20 protein-coding genes are annotated in these 19,920 nt (G+C 73.2%); 12 read left to right on the top strand and 8 right to left on the bottom strand.

Going from position 1 to position 19,920, the window contains the following annotated elements; all coding sequences use genetic code 11:
- Positions 1-12: 12 nt before the first annotated feature.
- Both RKE29_RS16090 and RKE29_RS16085 read right to left on the bottom strand, forming a co-directional pair.
- The gene (locus RKE29_RS16090) at positions 13-1,098 is read right to left on the bottom strand and encodes a DeoR/GlpR family DNA-binding transcription regulator (protein WP_312006081.1); all 1,086 of its coding nucleotides are present in this window, start codon (positions 1,096-1,098) and stop codon (positions 13-15) included.
- Between the two features lie 215 nt (positions 1,099-1,313).
- A complete protein-coding gene (locus RKE29_RS16085; RefSeq protein WP_312006080.1) occupies positions 1,314-2,762 on the bottom strand; it encodes an NAD(P)H-quinone dehydrogenase in 1,449 nt (482 codons plus the stop codon).
- A 321-nt stretch (positions 2,763-3,083) separates the two neighbouring features.
- Between RKE29_RS16085 and RKE29_RS16080 the strand changes: the two genes are divergently transcribed.
- The 8 genes from RKE29_RS16080 (at position 3,084) to RKE29_RS16045 (ending at position 10,342) form a co-directional block, all read left to right on the top strand.
- A complete protein-coding gene (locus RKE29_RS16080) occupies positions 3,084-3,524 on the top strand; it encodes a gamma-glutamylcyclotransferase (protein WP_312006079.1) in 441 nt (146 codons plus the stop codon).
- Between the two features lie 267 nt (positions 3,525-3,791).
- A complete protein-coding gene (locus tag RKE29_RS16075; protein WP_312006078.1) occupies positions 3,792-4,613 on the top strand; it encodes a purine-nucleoside phosphorylase in 822 nt (273 codons plus the stop codon).
- A gap of 401 nt (positions 4,614-5,014) precedes the next feature.
- Positions 5,015-5,293 (top strand): putative ATP-grasp-modified RiPP, encoded by a 279-nt coding sequence (gene tgmA, locus RKE29_RS16070; RefSeq protein WP_312006077.1) that lies wholly within the window; start codon positions 5,015-5,017, stop codon positions 5,291-5,293.
- The gene (tgmB, locus tag RKE29_RS16065; RefSeq protein ID WP_312006076.1) at positions 5,293-6,270 is read left to right on the top strand and encodes an ATP-grasp ribosomal peptide maturase; all 978 of its coding nucleotides are present in this window, start codon (positions 5,293-5,295) and stop codon (positions 6,268-6,270) included. Before tgmA ends, tgmB begins: the two co-directional genes overlap by 1 nt.
- Complete coding sequence (gene tgmC, locus RKE29_RS16060) at positions 6,267-7,448, top strand: ATP-grasp peptide maturase system methyltransferase (protein WP_312006075.1); 1,182 nt, start codon at positions 6,267-6,269, stop codon at positions 7,446-7,448. Before tgmB ends, tgmC begins: the two co-directional genes overlap by 4 nt.
- 47 nt (positions 7,449-7,495) lie before the next feature.
- Positions 7,496-8,155 (top strand): PH domain-containing protein, encoded by a 660-nt coding sequence (locus RKE29_RS16055; protein WP_312006074.1) that lies wholly within the window; start codon positions 7,496-7,498, stop codon positions 8,153-8,155.
- A gap of 629 nt (positions 8,156-8,784) precedes the next feature.
- A complete protein-coding gene (locus RKE29_RS16050) occupies positions 8,785-9,522 on the top strand; it encodes an MgtC/SapB family protein (RefSeq protein WP_312006073.1) in 738 nt (245 codons plus the stop codon).
- A gap of 145 nt (positions 9,523-9,667) precedes the next feature.
- The gene (locus RKE29_RS16045; protein WP_312006072.1) at positions 9,668-10,342 is read left to right on the top strand and encodes a class I SAM-dependent methyltransferase; all 675 of its coding nucleotides are present in this window, start codon (positions 9,668-9,670) and stop codon (positions 10,340-10,342) included.
- A gap of 29 nt (positions 10,343-10,371) precedes the next feature.
- On the opposite strand, the gene RKE29_RS16040 is transcribed toward RKE29_RS16045, so the two are convergent.
- The 5 genes from RKE29_RS16040 to RKE29_RS16020 form a co-directional block, all read right to left on the bottom strand.
- Entirely contained in the window at positions 10,372-12,072 is a 1,701-nt protein-coding gene (locus tag RKE29_RS16040) for a phospho-sugar mutase (RefSeq protein WP_312006071.1), read from the bottom strand.
- 252 nt (positions 12,073-12,324) lie between these two features.
- On the bottom strand, positions 12,325-12,735 hold the full coding sequence (locus tag RKE29_RS16035) for a hypothetical protein (RefSeq protein ID WP_312006070.1): 411 nt from the start codon (positions 12,733-12,735) through the stop codon (positions 12,325-12,327).
- Positions 12,732-13,052, bottom strand: a complete 321-nt coding sequence (locus tag RKE29_RS16030; RefSeq protein WP_312006069.1) for a hypothetical protein — start codon at positions 13,050-13,052, stop codon at positions 12,732-12,734. The genes RKE29_RS16035 and RKE29_RS16030 overlap by 4 nt, the downstream gene beginning before the upstream one ends.
- Positions 13,046-13,243 carry a hypothetical protein gene (locus RKE29_RS16025; protein WP_312006068.1) on the bottom strand — a complete coding sequence of 66 codons (198 nt, stop codon included), beginning with the start codon at positions 13,241-13,243 and terminating at the stop codon, positions 13,046-13,048. The genes RKE29_RS16030 and RKE29_RS16025 overlap by 7 nt, the downstream gene beginning before the upstream one ends.
- Positions 13,244-13,456: 213 nt before the next feature.
- Positions 13,457-14,602, bottom strand: a complete 1,146-nt coding sequence (locus RKE29_RS16020; RefSeq protein ID WP_312006067.1) for a methyltransferase domain-containing protein — start codon at positions 14,600-14,602, stop codon at positions 13,457-13,459.
- Positions 14,603-15,355: 753 nt separating this feature from the next.
- Between RKE29_RS16020 and RKE29_RS16015 the strand changes: the two genes are divergently transcribed.
- From RKE29_RS16015 to RKE29_RS16000, 4 genes are all read left to right on the top strand, one after another.
- The gene (locus tag RKE29_RS16015; protein ID WP_312006066.1) at positions 15,356-16,714 is read left to right on the top strand and encodes a hypothetical protein; all 1,359 of its coding nucleotides are present in this window, start codon (positions 15,356-15,358) and stop codon (positions 16,712-16,714) included.
- Positions 16,715-16,737: 23 nt separating this feature from the next.
- Positions 16,738-17,316 (top strand): GNAT family protein, encoded by a 579-nt coding sequence (locus tag RKE29_RS16010; RefSeq protein WP_312006065.1) that lies wholly within the window; start codon positions 16,738-16,740, stop codon positions 17,314-17,316.
- A 61-nt stretch (positions 17,317-17,377) separates the two neighbouring features.
- The gene (locus tag RKE29_RS16005) at positions 17,378-17,683 is read left to right on the top strand and encodes a hypothetical protein (protein ID WP_312006064.1); all 306 of its coding nucleotides are present in this window, start codon (positions 17,378-17,380) and stop codon (positions 17,681-17,683) included.
- 83 nt (positions 17,684-17,766) lie between these two features.
- Positions 17,767-18,696, top strand: coding sequence for an XRE family transcriptional regulator (locus tag RKE29_RS16000; RefSeq protein WP_312006063.1), 930 nt, complete (start codon positions 17,767-17,769; stop codon positions 18,694-18,696).
- A 122-nt stretch (positions 18,697-18,818) separates the two neighbouring features.
- Here RKE29_RS16000 and RKE29_RS15995 read toward each other — a convergent pair whose 3' ends face one another.
- A complete protein-coding gene (locus tag RKE29_RS15995; RefSeq protein WP_312006062.1) occupies positions 18,819-19,418 on the bottom strand; it encodes a VanZ family protein in 600 nt (199 codons plus the stop codon).
- Between the last annotated feature and the right edge of the window lie 502 nt (positions 19,419-19,920).

Genomic DNA, 19,920 nt, shown 5'->3' with positions numbered 1-19,920 from the left:
GCCTCCCGTCCGCTACCGGCGGCGCGGTGCCAGGTCGGCCACGCGGCCGCCGCCGGACTGCTGCTCCGGCAGGGGTACGGCCGTACGGGGATGGCCCCGGCGCGGACCGCCCAGCGGCAGCCCGCCGTCGTCCCCCGCCACCGGACCGGGCACCGCCCCCGCCCCCGAGGCCGCCGCGGTCCCGAGCCGGGGCGACGACCGCCCGGGCCCCGCCGCGCCGCCCTCGAAGCCCACCGGCCCCACCGTGCCGCCGACCGGCCCCGCCCCGGCCGCGCCCGCGGTGGAGCCCGGCCCGGTCCCGCCGCTTCCCGCGGCCGGTCCCGCGGCGGGACAGGCCCCGGCGCCGGACCCCGGCTGGCCGGCCACCGAGATCCGCACGCCCTGGTCGGCGAGGGCCTGAAGCTCGGCGAGGGCCCGCTCGTGGTGTGCCGGGGGCTCGTCCGTCACCAGCCGGGTGATCAGGTCCGTCGGCACCGTCTGGAACATCGTGTCCAGGCCCAGCTTCGAGTGGTCGGCGAGCACGACCACCTCCGCCGCCGCCTCCACCAGCGCCCGGTCGACACTGGCGGCCAGCATGTTGGACGTGGACAGGCCGCGCTCGGCGGTCAGCCCGCTGCCGGACAGGAAGGCCCGGGACACCCGCAGCCCCTGGAGGGACTGCTCGGCGCCGCTGCCCACCAGGGCGTAGTCCGAGCCGCGCAGGGTGCCGCCGGTCATGACGACCTCGACGCGGTTGGCGTGCGCCAGCGCCTGGGCGACGAGCAGGGAGTTGGTGACCACGGTCAGGCCGGGTACGCGCGCCAGCCGGCGGGCCAGCTCCTGCGTCGTCGTCCCCGAGCCGACCACGACGGCCTCGCCCTCCTCGACGAGACCGGCCGCGACGTCGGCGATGGCCGTCTTCTCCGCGGTCGCTAGATGGGCTTTCTGCGGGAAGCCGGACTCTCTGGTGAATCCTCCCGGCAGCACCGCACCGCCGTGCCGGCGGTCGAGCAGTCCTTCTGCCTCCAGTGCCCGCACATCCCGCCGTACGGTCACTTCGGAGGTCTGGACGACGCGGGCGAGCTCGCGGAGCGACACCGCTCCGTTCGCACGCACCATTTCTAGGATCAACTGGCGACGTTCCGCTGCGAACACGAAACTGACAGTAATGCAACGACCACTTGGTTTCAGCAGGTTGCGGCAATGAGCGGAAATTGTTCGCTCGCCACCCTCATCGGTGGTATAGGGCGGGGCAATCCGCCGCGGGAACCCCGGCGGGGCCGGGCCTCCGAGCCGCAGGGACCGCCCCCGGGCCCCGGCCCGGGCCCGCTCCGCTATCCCTCGGCGCCCGACTTGCGCGTGTGCAGCTGCCGCGCCACCTCGCCGATCGAGCCGGACAGCGACGGGTAGACGGTGAAGGTGTTGGCGACCTGCTCGACGGTGAGGTTGTTGTCGACGGCGATCGAGATGGGGTGGATCAGCTCGCTCGCGCGGGGCGCGACCACCACGCCGCCGACCACGATGCCCGTACCGGGCCGGCAGAAGATCTTGACGAAGCCGTCCCTGATGCCCTGCATCTTCGCGCGCGGGTTGCGCAGCAGCGGCAGCTTCACCACCCGCGCGTCGATGCGCCCGGCGTCGAGGTCGGCCTGCGAGTAGCCGACGGTGGCGATCTCGGGGTCGGTGAACACGTTGGCCGACACGGCCTTCAGGTTCAGCGGGGTGACCGCGTCGCCCAGGAAGTGGTACATCGCGATACGGCCCTGCATCGCGGCCACCGACGCCAGGGCGAGCACGCCGGTGCAGTCACCGGCCGCGTACACGCCCGGGGCGCTGGTGCGCGACACCTTGTCCGTCTGGACGTGGCCCGACTCCGTCAGCCGGACGCCGGACTCCTCCAGGCCCATCCGGGCGGTGTTCGGGATCGAGCCGACGGCCATCAGGCAGTGCGTGCCGCCGATGACCCGCCCGTCCGCCAGCGTCACCTCGACCCGGTCCCCCACCCGCTTGACGGCCTGGGCCCGGGACCTGCTCATCACGTTCATGCCGCGGCGCCGGAAGACGTCCTCCAGCACGGCCGCCGCGTCCGGGTCCTCGCCGGGCAGCACCCGGTCCCGGCTGGAGACCAGGGTGACCTTCGACCCGAGCGCCTGGTAGGCGCCGGCGAACTCCGCGCCCGTGACGCCGGAGCCCACCACGATCAGCTCCTGGGGCAGCTCGTCCAGGTCGTACACCTGGGTCCAGTTCAGGATGCGCTCGCCGTCCGGCTGCGCGTCGGGTATCTCGCGCGGGTGGGCGCCGGTGGCCACCAGCACCGCGTCCGCGACCAGCGTCTCCTCCGACCCGTCCGCCGCCCGCACGACCACCCGGCGCGAGCCGTCCGGCGCCTGCGCGGGCACCAGCCGCCCGCGCCCGCGCACCAGGCGCGCGCCCGCGCGCGTGACCGAGGCGGCGATGTCGTGCGACTGCGCGAGCGCCAGCCGCTTGACCCGGCGGTTGACCTTGCCCAGGTCCACGCCGACCACCCGGGCCGCCTGCTCCAGCGGCGGGGTGTCGTCGGCGACGATGATGCCCAGCTCCTCGTAAGAGGAGTCGAACGTCGTCATCACCTCGGCGGTGGCGATCAACGTCTTGGACGGTACGCAGTCGGTGAGCACCGACGCCCCGCCGAGGCCGTCGCAGTCGACGACCGTCACCTCCGCGCCGAGCTGCGCCGCGACCAGCGCCGCCTCGTAGCCACCAGGTCCGCCACCAATGATCACGATCCGAGTCACATGCTCCATTGTCCCGCATCCGCGGGGTCGGCAGGGCCACGGGGCGCGGGTCCGCGCGTCCGGACCCGCGCCTGCGGGGCCGCGCGCCCGCGGTGCGCCTGACGGCGGGGGCCTCGCGGGTGTGCCTGACGGCGGAGCCTCGCGGGTGTGCCTGACGGCGGAGCCTCGCGGGTGTGCCTCGGAGTGGGCCGGGCGCCTCCGGGCGCCGCCGGGCGCCGCCGGGGGCCGGTTCCGGACCGGAGGCCGGTTCCGGCCTTGTTCCCGCCTCCGCGCGGTGCCCCGGCGGGCACCCCACGGGTGGCGTCGGCCCCCTCACGTACCCTCTGAATCATGTCGCTCTACGCCGCGTACGCCGGTAACCTCGACGCCCGGCTGATGTCCCGCCGGGCACCGCACTCACCACTGCGCGGGACGGGCTGGATCACCGGCTGGCGGCTCACCTTCGGCGGCGAGGAGATGGGCTGGGAGGGTGCGCTGGCCACCCTCGTGGAGGACCCCCTGTCGCAGGTCTTCGTCGCGCTGTACGACATCGCGCCCATGGACGAGGAGTCCCTGGACCGCTGGGAGGGCGTGGGCCTGGGCATCTACCGCCGCATGCGGCGGGTGCGCGTACACACGCTGGACGGCGACGAGTTCGCCTGGCTGTACGTGCTCAACGGGTACGAGGGCGGCCTGCCCTCGGCCCGCTACCTCGGCGAGCTCGCGGACGCGGCCGAGTCGGCCGGAGCGCCGCACGACTACGTCACGGAGCTGCGCAAACGCCCCTGCTGACGGCCCTTCGGCGGCTTTCCCTGCGGTCCTTCCGGCGGTCCGGTCAGCGGTCCTTCCGGCGGTCCCGTCGGCGGCTCTGGGCGTTCCGTGGCGCCTGTCGATGATGCGCCAGCCACCCGGTTGGCCGATGCCGAGCGCCCGCCCGCGCCAGCACCCGCCGCCTTGCCCATCTTTTTCACTCCTTGTCGTATTTCTGGACGGCAACGATTCGAGCCTTTGCGTGAAGTGCTTCTACGCGCGTAGGCCGAAACCGGCTACGCTCAACGCGTGAATGCATCAGCTACCTCGGACTTCCTGGGCGACCCGTTCGCCGCCGCCGACGCCGCCGCCGCCCGCCTGCGCGAGATCACCGGCGCCGAGACCCACGACGTCGCCCTGGTCCTGGGCTCCGGCTGGGCTCCGGCCACCGAAGCGCTCGGCGAGCCCGAGCACGACATTCCGGTCACCGGGCTGCCCGGCTTCCCGCAGCCCACGGTCGAGGGGCACGCGGGCAAGGTCCGTTCGTACGCGGTCGGCGACAAGCGCGCGCTGGTCTTCCTCGGCCGCACGCACTACTACGAGGGCCTGGGCGTCGGCGCCGTGGCCCACGGCGTGCGGACGGCCGCCGCGGCGGGCTGCAAGACCGTCATCCTCACCAACGGCTGCGGCGGCCTGCGCGCGGGCATGCGCCCCGGCCAGCCGGTGCTGATCAGCGACCACATCAACCTCACCGCCGCCTCGCCGATCGTCGGGCCGAACTTCGTCGACCTGACCGACCTGTACTCGCCGCGGCTGCGGACGCTGTGCCGGCAGATCGACCCCACGCTGGAGGAGGGCGTCTACGTCCAACTGCCCGGCCCGCACTACGAGACGCCCGCGGAGATCACCATGCTCGGCAGGCTCGGCGCGGACCTGGTCGGCATGTCCACGACCCTGGAGGCCATCGCGGCGCGGGAGGCCGGCGCGGAGGTGCTGGGCATCTCGCTGGTGACGAACCTGGCGGCGGGCCTGACCGGCGAGCCGCTCAACCACGAGGAAGTGCTGCGGGCGGGGCGGGAGTCGGCGCACCGGATGGGGAATCTGCTGGCGCAGGTGCTGGAGCGCGTCTGAGTCGTGACGGGTTTCGCCTGCGGGGCGGGGCGGGCCGGGGGTGTGGCCGGGGCCGGGGCTCCGGGGCGTCTCGTCGCGCCCCGCGCCCCGGTGGTGCCTTCCTCGCTCCGGGCTCCCGGCCCCTCCCGTCTCGTTGGCGGACGCGGCCCGGTGGCCGTTCCGCGCCCGCGTGCTCGTGCGGCAATTTCGAGTCCCGGCGCACGCCGGGTCTCGGCCCGTACCACCTGGTCGATTTTCGGTGGAGAGACGACGGATCACGGTCCGGCCGCTCACCTGGATGGCGTATATCCGATTACCCCGGGATTGCTCGGGAAGCGCTGTGCGCAATAATCGGGTGGCCAAGTGATTCCGGCGCCGCCGACCGTTGGGCGGCACCGGTCGTTGTCAGGAGGGCAGCACCTTTGCATCACTTAAACAGGCCGTCACCACGGCCGTGGGGCCTGTCCCGGATCGGGCCTCTCGGACCGCCCGAGGAGGTCCCGGCATACCGGGTCGAATTGGATCCGCAGACGCAGACGGCACGGTATTCGGCCCTGGACGGCCGGCCGCTTCACGCCAGTCAGCACCGCAAGACCAAGCGGGCCACGGAGCGGCGGACACGGCCGCAGTCGGGCCCGGACGGAAACACTCCGAACGGGCAGACGGACCACGAGCAGGATGAAGAGCAGCAGGATGACTGATGGCGGACGACGACCGCCCGGTCCTGGTGCTCACCGCTTTGGAGGACACCACTGCCGACGACGTCATCGGAGAATTGAACGCCCGGTCGGTGCCGGTGGTCCGGCTCGATCCGGGTGACTTTCCCGTCGGCGTGACGCTCGCCGCCCAGGTGGGCGGGGACGCGGGGACGCGGGGGACGCTGCGGACGGCCACCCGGACCGTGGACCTCTCGCGGGTGCGGGCGGTCTACCGGCGCCGTCCTGGCCCGTACCGGTTCGACCACCTTCCCGCGCGTGACGCCGAGTTCGCCATCGCCCAGGCCCGGCACGGCCTGGGCGGTGTGCTCGACGCCCTGCCCGGGGCGCTGTACGTCAACCACCCCCGCAGGAACGCGGCGGCCGACTACAAGCCCGTACAGCTCGCGGCCGCGGCGGAACTGGGATTCCCTGTTCCCGCCACGCTGATCACCAATGACCCGAGGACGGCCCGCGACTTCACGGAAGACCACGGCCCGGTGGTCTACAAGCCGCTGCGCGGCACGTCCTACCGGGACGACGACGGCATGCCGCTGACGATATGGACCCAGGAAGTGAATCCGGCTGATCTCGACGACACCGTGTCCGGCACCGCACACCTGTTTCAGGAGCGCGTCCGGAAACAGGCGGATGTCCGGGTGACGGTCATCGGGCGGGAGATCTTCGCGGTCCGCATCGATACCGGCGGGGAGGACGGCGTCCTGCTGGACTGGCGGCGGGACTACACGCGCCACACCTATGCCGTGGTATCACTCCCTGGGCATATTCAGCAGGCGCTGCACCGCTTCCTCGACCGCTTCGGGCTCCTCTTCGGCTGCTTCGATTTCGCGCTGGATACCGACGGCGCCCTGTGGTTTCTGGAACTCAACCCCAACGGGCAGTTCGCCTGGCTGGCCGACGCCACCGGGCTTCCGATGGCCGCCGCCATGGCCGACCTGCTGCGGAAAGGACTGCCCGCGTGACCGCGATCCCCGACATCGACGCCGAGACGGCCGCGCGGCTGTCCAGACGCCTCGCCGGGCGCCTGCGGGCCGACGGCGACCTGAGGTCCGCCGCCTGGCAGGTGTGCGTCGAGGGCGTGCCCCGGCACCGCTTCGTGCCGTCCTTCTTCCGCCGCGAGGGCGACCGGTGGGCGCCGGTGACCCCGCAGCGGGCGGGGACGGCGGCCTGGCTGGAGCTCGCGTACGCCAACGAGTCCCTGGTCACGCTCGTCGACGGCCGCCTGCGGCCTGAGGACGCCGACGGGCCGGTGACCGGATCGCCCTCCTCGTCGTCCACCCTGCCGGGTCTCGTGGTGCGGATGCTGGAGGAGCTGGACGTCGCCGACGGGCACCGGGTGCTGGAGATCGGCACCGGCACCGGCTACTCCACCGCGCTGCTGTGCCGCCGCCTCGGGGACGGCCGGGTCACGTCCGTGGAGATCGACCCGCGGGTCGCCGAGGACGCCGCCGCCGCCCTGCGCGGCCTGGGCCACCGCCCCGCGCTCGTCGTCGGCGACGGGCTGGCCGGAGTGCCCGGCAACGCTCCGTACGACCGGGTCGTCGCGACCTGCTCGGTGCGGACCGTGCCCCGGGCCTGGCTGGAGCAGACCCGGCCCGGCGGGGTCGTGCTGGTCACCCTCCAGGGGCGGCTGGCCGCGTCCGGCCTGGCCCGGCTGACGGTGTCCGGGCCCGCGCGGGCCGAGGGGCGGTTCCTGCCCGGCACGGTCTCCTTCATGATCGCCCGCACCGACGCGCCGCCGGAGCTGGGCGACGTCTCGGAGGTCGTCGCGCGGCCGGGCGAGGAGCGGGACACCGCCGTGGGCGCGGACGTCTGCCACGACTGGACGGGCAACTTCGTCGTCCAGCTCGGCGCCCCCGAGGTCCAGTGGCTCGGGTACTCGGTCGAGAAGGGCCCGTACCGGGACTACTTCATCGACGCGGAGACCGGCTCGTACGCGCTGCTGCTGCCGCGCGGCGACGGCACCTGGCGGGTGCGGCAGGGCGGGCCGCGGCGGGTGTGGGACGGCGTGGAGGCCGCCGTCGAGACCTGGCGCGCGGCGGGCGCCCCGGAGCAGACGGCGTTCGGCGTGACCGTCACGCCGCGGGGCCAGTACGTGTGGCTGAGCGATCCGCAGGGCCCGCGGTGGCGGCTGGCGTAGCGGCGGCCCGTCGTGGTTCTCCCCGGGGATCGGGCAGAATCGGGCGCATGACGAGCCCCCACGACGGCGCCTCCGGGCGGAGGCCGGCCGCCACGCAGGACGACGGGTACGCCGACCGCGTCTACCGCTCGCCGAGCGGGATGGCGGCCGGGGTGCTGCTGCTCGCGCTCGGGGCGTGGCTGGGCGGGGACGCGATCGTGCGCGGGGACGGCCGGACGCCGTGGCTGGCGCTGGCCGGGCTGGTGGGCGCGGTGCCGCTGGTGGTCGCGTTCACGCTGCGGCCCGCGGTGTACGCGGGGGCCGACCGGCTGCGGGTGCGCAACCCGTTCCGCACGATCACTCTGCCATGGGCCTCGGTCGCGGACCTGCGCGCCGGGTACAGCAGCGAGGTGCGCGCGGGCGGCGCGACCTACCAGCTCTGGGCGGTGCCCGTCTCGCTGCGGCAGCGCAAGCGGGCCGCGCGGCAACAGGCCAGGGCCGCCGCCGAGGACCCGTACGGCCGCACGCCGGCCACCGTACGCGCGGGGCGCGGCGAGAACCGGCGGGCCGTGTCCGACCAGACCATCGACGACCTGCGCGAGCTGGCCGAGCGGAACGCCGCGCGGGAGGGCGCGCAGGGCGAGCCCCGGGTGCGCTGGGCCTACGAGGTCATCGGGCCGGCCGTGGCGGGCCTGGCGGCGCTGGCGGCGCTGCTCGCGACCCGCTGAGGCGCGCCAGGGCGGGTGAGACGGCCGGGCCGGGCGCCGTCCGGGCCGCTCGGGCCGGGACGGCCGTACGGGCCAGGCCCCGGACCGCCGTACGGGCCAGGCCCGGGACCGCTGCACGGGCCAGCGGTGGCGGCATCTCAGGCACATCCACCAGCGCGTGCCGTCGGTCTCCTGGTACTGCGTGGCGTCGTTGGCTCCGCAGTTGGCGCACATACCGATTCCCCTTTCCTCCCCCGCCCGGTCTGCTCCGCAACCGACGCTAGCGGCGGCCCGGAGCGGCGGCGCCGGGGTCGGCGGCGCGTCACCCGAAGGTGTAGCACCCTCGGACACGGGTTCCGGTTATACGACCGGCCGGGGGCCGACATACGCCCGTACCAGCGCCTGTGTGTCAAGAGCAGGTCAAAGGACCTGCTTCCGCTTCGGCCTCTGTCCTACACTCGTCGAGGTTTCGGACGGCATCGGAGAGGAGGCGGGAGACATGGATCGCGGTCCCAGTGGTACGGGCCGGAGCCGGCCCTTCTCGCGTCCCTTCCGGCACGCGGTGACCCCGCTGCCGTAACCGCGCGCCCGCGCGGGCGGCCGGTCCCACCGTGTGCCCCTCCCCGCCCGCTTCACAGGGAGGTGTGCGCATGCACGCCCTGACCACCTTCGACTTCGTCACCCGCCTCGCCACCGGTGTCGGCTGCGGCGCGCTGATCGGCGTGGAACGGCAGTGGCGCGCCCGCATGGCGGGCCTGCGCACCAACGCGCTGGTGGCGACCGGCGCCACGCTGTACGTGCTGTACAGCGTCGCCGCCGAGGACACCACCAGCCCCACCCGGGTGGCCTCCTACGTGGTATCGGGCGTGGGGTTCCTGGGCGGCGGGGTGATCCTGCGGCACGGCGCCGGGGTGCGCGGCCTGAACACCGCCGCCACCCTGTGGTGCTCGGCCGCCGTCGGCGTGCTCGCCGCCTCCGGCGAACTGGCCTTCGCCGTGGTCGGCACGGCCGTGGTGCTGGCCGTCCACGTGGTGCTGCGGCCGGCCGGGCGGCTGCTGGACCGGGCGCCCGCCGCCGGCACCGACCAGGACGCCGGAGCGCGCGCCACCGTCCACCTGAGCTGCGAGCGGCGCGCGGAGACGCACGTACGGGCCCTGCTGTTGCAGGCGCTGGCCGGGTGCGGGCTGACGCCGACCGGGCTGCGGGCCCGCCGGGAGGGCGCGGACTGCACCGACGTCCAGGCCACCGTGGTGGTCACCGGCGACGTGGCCGCCGCGCTGGAGCAGGTGGTCGCCCGGCTGTCCCTGGAGCCGCGCGTGCACGACCTGCACTGGGTGCTGGAGGACCACGAGCAGGAGCGGGGGGACCGGGCGGGAGAGCTGGCCTGAGGCCGGTCGCCCGCGCGTGAGCCGCGAAGAGCGGACGCGTACCGGACGGGACGTGTCCCGAACGCGAGTCGGGCCCGGGGAGCGGCCGCCGCGTCGCGGAAAATCACCTGCCGCGCGGGAGGCGACCCGCATAGGGTGCGGCCCCGTGACCGCACACGACCGCGCCCCCGCCGCCGAACGGGCCGCCGAACCCGACGTCCTGCACGCCACCCGCGCGTTCTACGACGCCGTGGCCGCCGACTACGACGACCGCTTCCGCGACGCGCTCGCGGCCAGGCCCCTCGACCAGGCCCTGCTCGCCGCCTTCGCCGGGTACGTACGCGGCTCCGGGCCGGTCGCCGACCTCGGCTGCGGCCCCGGCCGGACCACCGCCTACCTGCACGGCCTCGGCCTCGCGGTGTCCGGGATCGACCTGTCGCCGCGCATGGTGGAGCTGGCCCGGGCCGCGCACCCGGGCCTGCGGTTCGAGGTCGGCTCGATCACGGCCCTGGACCTGCCGGACGGGACGCTGGGCGGGCTGCTGGCCTGGTACTCGACCATCCACCTGCCGGTGGAGCGGCTGCCGCAGGCGTTCGCCGAGTTCCACCGGGTGCTGGCCCCGGGCGGCCACGCGCTGCTCGCCTTCCAGACGGGCGACGAACCGCTGCGCGTGGACCGCCCGTTCGGCCACCCGGTCGCGCTCGACTTCCAGCGGCGGCGGCCGGAGCGCGTCGCCGAACTGCTGGCGGAGGCCGGGTTCGTCCCGCACGCGCGGGTCGAGCGCGAGCCGGAGATGGAGGACTCCACCCGCCAGGCGTTCCTGCTGGTCCGCAAGCCCTGAGGCCCCGCACCGCCGCCCGGGACGGCCCGTCAGATGCCCGCGGCGGCGGCCAGGTCGCTGCGGAGCGCCGCCAGCGCCTTCTGCGCGGTCGTACGGGCCTCCGCCAGTTCGTACGCCGAGGGCACGTCGACCACCACCTCCAGGTAGCACTTCAGCTTCGGCTCGGTGCCGCTGGGGCGGACGATGACGCGGGCGGCCGCCACGCCGCCGTCCGCGGAGCCGGCGAGGCGGTAGCGCAGGCCGTCCGTCGACGGCAGGTCCGCCCTGCCCGCGGACAGGTCCTCGGCCGACTCCACCGCCAGGTCCGCCAGCCGCGCCGGGGGCCGGTCCCGCAGGCGCTTCATGGCCGCGGCGATCAGCGACAGGTCCGCCACCCGCACCGACAGCTGGTCGGTGGCGTGCAGGCCGTGCTCCAGGGCGAGGTCGTCCAGCAGGTCGGTGAGCGTACGGCCCTGCTCCTTCAGCTCGGCCGTCAGCTCGGCGATCAGCAGCGCCGCCGTGACGCCGTCCTTGTCGCGCACGCCGCCCGGGTCGACGCAGTAGCCCAGCGCCTCCTCGTACGCGAAGGCCAGGCCCTCGATCCGGCCCAGCCACTTGAAACCGGTCAGCGTCTCCGCGTACGGCACGCCCGCCGCGCGCGCGATGCGCGACAGCAGCGACGAGGAGACGATCGACGTGGCGAACGTGCCCCGCGCGTGCTTGTGCACCAGGTGCGTGGCCAGCAGCGCGCCGACCTCGTCGCCGCGCAGCATCCGCCACCCCTCCGCCGTGCCCGGCGCGGGCACCGCCACCGCGCACCGGTCGGCGTCCGGGTCGTTGGCGATCACCAGGTCGACGCCGCCGTCCCCGGCGGCCCGCGCGGCGGCGAACGCCAGGTCCATCGCGCCGGGCTCCTCCGGGTTGGGGAAGGCGACCGTGGGGAAGTCCGGGTCGGGCTCGGCCTGCTGGGCCACCACGACCGGCGCGGGGAAGCCCGCGCGGGCGAACGCGGCGGTGAGCGTGTCGCGGCCCACCCCGTGCAGCGGCGTGTACACGGCCCGCACGGCACGCGGCGAGTGCCGGGTCAGCGCGGCGCCGGCCCGGTCCAGGTAGGCCTCCACCACCTCCTCCCCCAGCGTCTCCCACCCCCCGTCGGGCCGCGGCACGCCGTCCAGGCCGCCGACGGCGGCGATGGCCGCGGCGATGTCGGCGTCGGCGGGCGGCACGATCTGCGAGCCGTCGCCGAGGTAGACCTTGTAGCCGTTGTCGCGCGGCGGGTTGTGGCTCGCGGTCACCTCCACCCCGGCGACCGCGCCCAGGTGCCGGATGGCGAACGCGAGCACGGGCGTGGGCAGCGGCCGCGGCAGCAGCGCCGCCCGCAGGCCCGCGCCGGTGACCACGGCGGCGGTGTCGCGGGCGAAGTCGGCGCTCTTGTAGCGCGCGTCGTACCCGATGACCACCAGTCCCCCGCCGTGCCCCCGCTCCCGCAGGTACGCGACCAGCCCGGCGGCGGCCCGGATGACCACGGCCCGGTTCATCCGCAGCGGCCCGGCCCCCAACTCCCCGCGCAGCCCGGCCGTACCGAACTGCAACGTCCCCGAAAACCGCCCGGCCAGCTCCGCCAGCGCCTCCCCGCCCCCGCCCTCCGCCGCGTCGAGCAGGGCGGCCAACTCGGCGCGGGTGTCGGGGTCGGGGTCCTCGGCGAGCCAGGCGCGGGCCTTGGCGACAAGGTCGGGCTGTTCCAGTCCCATGGGACGGCCTCCTGGGTGGGGGTGGCAGGGTGTCGTAAGACATTACTCAGCGCCTGACCGGGTTTCGCGGACGGCCGGGGGACAACCACCCGCGACGGGGACTGCCCGTGCCCCACCGAAAGCGGCCCGGCCCCTGCCGCCGCCCCAGGCACGGGCGGTGCGGCAGGGGCCGGGCCCGGGAGGGGCGGGCCGCCGACGGGTTCGCCGCCCGGTACGGGGGCTCCCGGACGGCCGACGGCCCGCCCTCGGCCTCTACCGGGTGTACGCCCGTCCGTGCCGACAGCGCAGCCCGCGCGAGACGGCACTCAGCGACGGCCGCCGCATCCGCCCGCACACCTCGCACTTCGCCAGCCACGTGTCCGACCGGTTCCCCGGATACGGCTCCTGGGGCACGAACCCGGCCTCCCGCATGACGTCCTCGGCCCACTCCGGCGTGGACAGCACCGGCGCCACCGGCTCCGGCACGGGCGCGGGCTCCGGCACGGGCCGGTCCACCAGGTCGGCGGGCCCGCCGATCAGCAGCCCCAGACTCACCGCCCGCCGCCGGTGGCACGCGCACGCGCAGGCGCCGACCCGGCACAGGGCATGCGCCTCGACGACCCCGGACGGCCGCAGCGCGGCCGCACACTGCGCCGACACCCACCCGCCCCCGGCGGCGCTCACGCGGCGTCCCCGCCGCCGTCACCGGGCGGGCTCAGGCGGCGTCCCCGGCTGTCGGCCACCCGCAGCACGTCCCGCAACGCCCCCACCAGCCGCTCCGTGACGTACCGCACCTCCTCCCGCGTGGCCCGCGGATCGGCGAGCACCGCCCGCGCGTACCCGCACCACTGGGCGCCCATCTGCATCTGCAAGGCTTCCATCTCGTCGGCCGCCCGCCCGATCCCCCGCGCTCCCGCCGACGACGAGGCCACCAGGAACCGCGCCTCGCCCTCGGGCCCGGACCACGGCAGCAGCCGCGACCACCCGCCCCGCCTCACCACGCCACCGCCTCCCGCGCGGCCCGCTGCCGCTCCAGCTCCCGCTCGTGGGCGATGACGAACGGCCGCACCAGCGGCCCGCAGTCGGCCCAGAACACCGCGTCAGCCGCCGTGACCGGCGGAAAGGGCGACTCGGGCTCCGCCGCGCACGCCGCTAACCGGCCCGCGGCCACGGCGTCAGCCGACCACGCCACCCCCGCCCGCTTCCCCGCCCGCATTCCCGGCGCGGGCGGCGCACCGGCCCGGTGACGGCCCCGCCCACGCGGGGAGTCGCCGAAAAGCCTCAGCACCCGCCTGACCGTGCGGGCCGTGATCTCTCTCATCCTGACGTTCCTGACGTTGCGTTGCCCACGCCCCAGGCCGGGGCCTTGCGATACGAAGCGGAATTCCCGCCGCGGAACAGCCGATCAGGGCAGGGGAAGGCGCTGCCCGCCGTGCGCGGCGTCCAGCCACAGCTCGTGCTCCCCGCCCGGCCCCACCGTCAGCCCGTACGCCCCAGGGCCCGGCCGCCCGGCGCTGATCCAGCGTGTGAGGACCGGCGCCCGCTCCGCCCAGAGGTCCCGGGGCCCGTCCCAGGCGACGCTCACGGTGGCCGCGTCCTCCAGCGTGATACGCGCCCAGGAACCGGTGGCCGGGTGGACCAGCCCGTAGATCTTCGGCTCCCGCGCGGGAGCGAGGGTCATGCCCAGCACGTCCGGCTGGTACAGGGACACCTCCAGGCACGCCCCCCGCACCAGATCGGCGAGAAACCCCTCGCCGCCCCCGGGCAGCGGCTCCGCCCGGCGTCGACCGGTGCCGTTGACGACCAGCCCGGAGTAGGCCGGGGCGCGCGGCGAGGTGTGCTCGGGGCCCGGGCGGGCGGTCATGAACGAGGCGTCCCTCGGCAGGAACGGGCCGCTGGCCCCGTGGTCGCCGCCCACCGTCAGCCGGACGATCACGGACCCGATGTTGACCACCACCGTCCCGCCCGGCCGGGTCTGCTCCAGCCAGGCCACCGGCACCCGCTCCACCCCGCACGTGGCCAGGACCGCCCCGAACGGAGCGTGCTCGGCACAGCCCGCCGTGCCGTCCCCGGTCACCAGCGCGGGCGCGTACCCGGCGAGCTGAAGACGGGCCCGGGCGGTCTCCGTCAACGACGCGTCGATGTCCACGGACACCACCCGCCCACTGCCGAACCGGTGCGACAGCAGAGCCGCGTTGTACCCGGTCCCCGTCCCTACCTCCAGCACCCGGCCCCCCTCGGGCACGTGCAGCGCTTCCAGCATGACCGCCATCACCGAGGGCTGCGAGGAGGAGCTGACGGCCGTGCCGTGCTCGTCGAACCGGGTCACCAGGCTCTCGTCGGCGTACACGGCCTCCGCGTACCCGGGCTCGGCGGTGTCGTACTCCCGGACCCCCTCGGCGGTACGCACCGAGAAGGCCGGCACGAACACCTCACGCGGCACGTCCGCGAACGCCGCGTACCAGGCGTCGCTGCGCACCGCCCCCAGGTCCCGCAGCCGGTCCGCCAGGCGGCGGCGCAGCTCCCGCGTCGTGCGGGCCGTCAAGGTCATCGATTCAGTCCTTCCAGAACATCGGCGAGTGCGCGGACCCCCGTGGGGCGGGGCGAACCCGAACCGGCTCGCCTCCGCCACCCCGTCGCGTCGTGGGTCCCCGGCCCGGCCGTCCCGGGGGAAAGACGGCCAGGCCGGAGTTGGCGGAGGAGCGCGGGACCCGTCGCTGACCCCGCACGGGCCGACGGGGCTCACGCGTCCCTCCGGTCCCGTTCCTCGGCGTCTGAACCCCGGAACGGGAGCTTGTGCGGTTGCCGCTACGGGCGTCGCTGCCCCAGGGGAGGTGGCGCATCCGGGAGCGCACGGGCCACCGGCCCCCGGCACCGCGCACACCGGCACGGCGGCCACCGCGCCAGCCCCGCCGCCGACACGACCGGCCCCGGCCAGGAACCCGACCTCACCGCCACCAGCGCACGCTCCCGGACGACGCACCCGGTGGCACTGTCAACGTCGTACACCCGGATCGTCATGACCGACATGAGTTCGTCCCTCCACGGGGTCACCGCACCGGGAGCGCGACTACCGTCAGTGCCGTCGTAGTCACGCGGTGCGGGCTGGGGAGACGATCGTTGCAACCCCCGTCCTCCAGATCCACCCTCAGAGCCGCGTCATTCCGGGGCGGCCGGATGACGGGGAACGCAGACCTTCGTCAAAGTCACCTCATAGTGGGTAACCGCCCTTGAACGCGGCCAGTTGAGGGGATGACAGCAGTACCTTCGTGACTACGTGCTGGACGCCTGGCAAAGGGGCAACATGGTCACCCTCCTCCGGTCGTTGATTGATCAACAGGGTTGGCAGGACCACGCGACCTTTCTCCACGAGTACAGGAAGGCCGCTTCCAGCCTGGCCAAGGAAACCGGTGACCCGTCCCTGGCCTCGCTCACCCTTTCGAAGAGCACGTTCGACCGGTGGTACAGCGGCAAGGCGATGCCGCAGACGGACGCGCGGCGGGTGCTCGCGCACCTGTTCAAGCGGCCGGTCCCCCAACTCCTCGCCGAGGCCCCGGCCGCACCACAACCGGCGCCATCTGGGGCAGTCGGCACCAGTGCGCCGCACGATGAGCCCCGCGCCACGTCTGGCGCGGACTTACAGCGAATGGAGAGGTTTGCAGCCATGGCCGCACGACGGGCAATCGAGTTCGCAATGGGTGCCGAGCGCAACGAGGTCGGGCGGGAAACCCTGAGCCATCTCCAGGACCAGGTACGCCGCATCGCCGAGATTTACACCCGCGTGCCCCTCGGCCAGATCCTCGACGACATGACCCAGGTACAGGACATGACCTTTCGCCTGCTGGAAAGCGGGCGGGCGAAACCTTCCGAAAGCCGGGAACTGTACCTGCTCGCCGCTCTTCAGTCCGGGATGCTCGCGAAGGCCAGCCATGACCTCAGCGACCCGCAATCCGCCATGATGCAGGCGCGTACCGCCGCCGTGTGCGCCGATCAGGCCGAGCACCAGGCCATGCGGGCCTGGGTCCGGGGTCTCCAGTCCCTGATTTCCTACTGGGCCGACAGGCCCGAAGACGCCTTGCACTACGCGCGCCAAGGGGCCGACCTGGGCAAGGATCTGCGTGGCAGCGTCACCGTCTGGCTGGCCGGCCTGGAATCGCGCGCAGCAGCCCTGCTGAGTGACGCGACCACCGTCCGCGCGGCGAACCACCGCGCGGAAGAACTGCGGGAGCGGACCACGCCAGACGACCTGGACAGCCTCGGCGGGAACTTCTTCTTCCCGCCCGTCAAGCAGACGTACTACGAAGTCGAGGCCAATGTCCTGCTCGGTGACAGCAGCGCCGACCTCATAAGGCGTGCGGAGCAGGCAGTACAGGGCTTCAGCAACCCTGACGACCCGAACTGGGCGTTCGGCGACGAGGCTGGCTCCCGGTCGAACCTCGCCCTGGCGCGTCTCTACACGGGCGACTTGGACGGAGCCGCCGAGGCCGTGCATCCCGTCCTGGAACTACCGCCCAGCCAGCGCAACGCAGGCATCATCGCTTCAGCCCAGCGAGTACGCGCCTCGCTCATGCGAGGGCCCGTCCGCGATGCGTCGGCAGCACGGGAACTGCGGGAGGAGATCGCCGAGTTCAGCAGCCGTCCCACACTCGGGAGGACCCGCTGAGCGACAACGCTACGCTCGCTTGCATGTACCCCGTCTCCCATCACGGCGACCGCCTCTCTCTGCGTGAACTGACCATGGACGACGTGGACGCCGTCCATGCCATCTACGGCAGTGAGAAGGTCACCGAGCATCTGAGCTTCACGCCTCGGTCCCGCCCGGAAGTCCAAGGCATGGTCGAACGATGCATCGCGTCAGCGAAGGTCTCACCACGCGAGGAGTACGCACTCGCCGTGGTGAAACAGGACGGCGGCGAGGTGGTCGGATTCGCCCGCCTCGCCCTCGACCCGCACCAGCCGCGTGCGGCCACGATCGGCGGTGCGCTGCGTCACGGAACCTGGGGATTCGGCTACGGCCGCGAGATGGCCCGTCTACTGCTCGCCCTCGCGTTCACCGACCTGGACCTTCACCGCGTCTGGGCGGCCCGCGCCCCGCTTAACACCTCGGTGGAGAAAACGGTGTTGGCTGTCGGCATGACCGAAGAGGGCCGCATCCGTGGCCACGTGTACGTACGCGGAGCATGGCGGGACTCCATCACGTACGGCATCCTGCGCGAAGAGTGGGAGGCGCACGGAAACCGCCCGGACGCCCACCCCGCGCCGTGATCGTGTCCCGGCCCGAGCGGCCAGCGGGCCGAACCCACCTCCACCGAAAGGACTCGCCCCCTTGAGCATCGAAGGATTACTGAAGGAAGCGGCTGCCCGGGGCGTTACCCGGCTGCCGCAGCCGTCCCACCTGTCGCACGTACGCGTCTGGCCCGCACACGGCGGGCAGTGGGTCGCCGAAGTCGGCGAGCCGCCACACAACATCACGGTCGGCGACGGCCTCTACCCGAGCCAGGACGACGCCCGTACGACGGCCCTGGCCCACATCAGCCTGGAACGCGCCAAGCTGATGACCCTCCTGCCCGAGGAGCTGGCCCGCCAAGCGGCCTCCCTCCCCGACCCCGTCGTCGCCCAGTGGGACAGCTGAAGTGGCGCCGGGCCCCGGCACCCATAACGGGCCACCGGGGGCTACCCGGCGAGCCCAACGGGCGCACCCGCCCACCAGACCGCATGCTCGGCGTCCCAATGGCCGTCCTTGAGGGGCAGGTGGAGCGACGTATGCTCGTCAGCAGCGCTGCCGCGACCGCGACAGCCCTGGTAATCGCCTCGGACCTGCTCAGCGCCGGTTTCGCCGCACGCCTCAGCGGCGGGCCTTCCATCGACGACTGGGAAGCCAAGCTCGCCGCCTACGGCACCGACTACATGTCGCTGGGCGCCTCCGACGTGCAGCGCCAGGTCACGGGTGAGCTGGTCGTGGTGCAGCAGCAGTTGGACACCCCGAGGCTGTGGTCGGTCGCCGCGCGGCTGATGACCCTGTACGCCAAGACGTTTCCCGGCACCGACGGCACCAAGACGGTCAACTGGTACCGACTCGCCGCAGAAGCGGCCGACCGCTCCGGAGACGACGACACTCGCGTCTGGGTCCGGGGCCGGGCCGCCATCGCCCTGGGCTACGAAGGGGCCGCGCTCGGCGTCGCCGACATACTGGCCGACCAGGCCATCGCCATCAGCCGGAAACCCTCCCTGGGCCTGCTGAACGGCGTCATGGGCAAGGCCCACGCCGCCGCACTCCGCGGAGACCAAGACAGCGCGCTGCGGCTCATGGACCGTGGACGCCGCATCTTCGACGCCTCCGGCTCCGCCGATCAGACATCGGACTACGCCGTCCCGCACTGGCGGATGAACGTCTTCATGTCCCTCCTCCTCGCCCGCCTCGGCCTGGAGAAAAAAGCAGCCGGCGCCCAGGAGGCCGCACGCCGCGAACTGCCGGACACCCTTCCCCGCTTCGCGACCCACCTCGACCTGCACAAGGGCCTCATGCTGGCACGCGCAGGTGACAAAGCGGGTGGCACCGCGTACGCCCAGGAGGCCATGGACAAGCTGCCGCCGGACAAGCATTCGCTGACCTTGCGGATGCTCATGAACGAGATCCGTGCATAGCTTCGAGGCCGATGCGGACGTAGTGAAAGCGGAGGGGCCAACCCGGACCGGTGAACCGGCCACCGGGCCGCAGGCGCCAACGATGCGGGAGGAACCGGGGGACCACGGATACGGGACGGCTTCTATCCGGTGCCCGCCCTGCGGCCTACCGCCTTACGGTCGCCCTCGGCAGCCGCACCGCGCGACCGCCGAAACATGACGATGAAATACGAGAACGTCGCAACAGCAATTCCTGTTGCAGCTCCGAATGAATTACAGAACAGATCATCGATGTCTGCGGTACGCCCGGCGGCCATTACCTGCTGAAGCGCTTCGATACTTGCGCTGAGGGCAGCACTCCACACCAAGGTCCACCAGCCACGCCGCGAGCTGAACCAGCCCAGGACTCCCACCGGGAAGAACATGGCAGCATTGCCGATGTACTGGCTGACCAACAGGCCATCCTCAGAGTGTCCGATTCCGCTGGCCCTGAAAGAAGCACCGAGACGCCAGTTGACGGGCTCCTGGTACGTACCAGGCGGCTGATCTGGCGCAACCGTTACCACCGCTACCAGCACGACCCAGCTCCACAGGAGAACGCGCACCGTCGCCCTGGTCCTGTCCGGGTGACGCTGCATGCCCCAAGCGCACACGGCAGTAGCCAGCGCGGCGCCCGCGACCAGCAGAGCCATGGTCGCGGGCGACACGAACAGAACGCGCCAAGGTGTCACGGGCAACGCCATTTGCTGATGTAGTCGTCACTACCGCCCCGGACCTTCATGACGGCACGAATGCATTCAGGCACGCTGACGTTCTCCCACGTGACGTGTGCCAGGAGTCTTCACCCTTCTTGATGTTCTCCCAGTACCCTGTCCAGACCTTGAACCCTCCGACATTCTGGTAGCTTGACTGAATGATGGCAGATCCGTCGCCGCCGGACATCCGAAATCCCCGTGCATGACGAAAATAAACTAACGTCACGCGACCCGCAAGCACGGGATTACAGGTGGCGGTTTTCTGCCACCACCTGGCCACAGCCTGCCTTTTGCATCCCCGAGCCCGAAGCCGGGGGCACTCAGGGACCGGGACACATGGGCCCGAGGGGGCCACCGGGCCGCAGGTGGCGACGAGACGGGAGGGGTCGGGGGTGCAGGGGCAGGGTGCTGGACGTGAACGTATATTTTCGTATTTGGGCGGCTGGTTCTGGCCCAGGCAACACCCAAGCCGAGGCCGCCTAAATGCGTA

The organism is Streptomyces sp. B1866 (assembly GCF_031932565.1).
Classification (GTDB): Bacteria; Actinomycetota; Actinomycetes; order Streptomycetales; family Streptomycetaceae; genus Streptomyces.
Note: the sequence above shows the minus strand (reverse complement) of the source record. Positions and strands in the feature narration are given on the sequence as shown.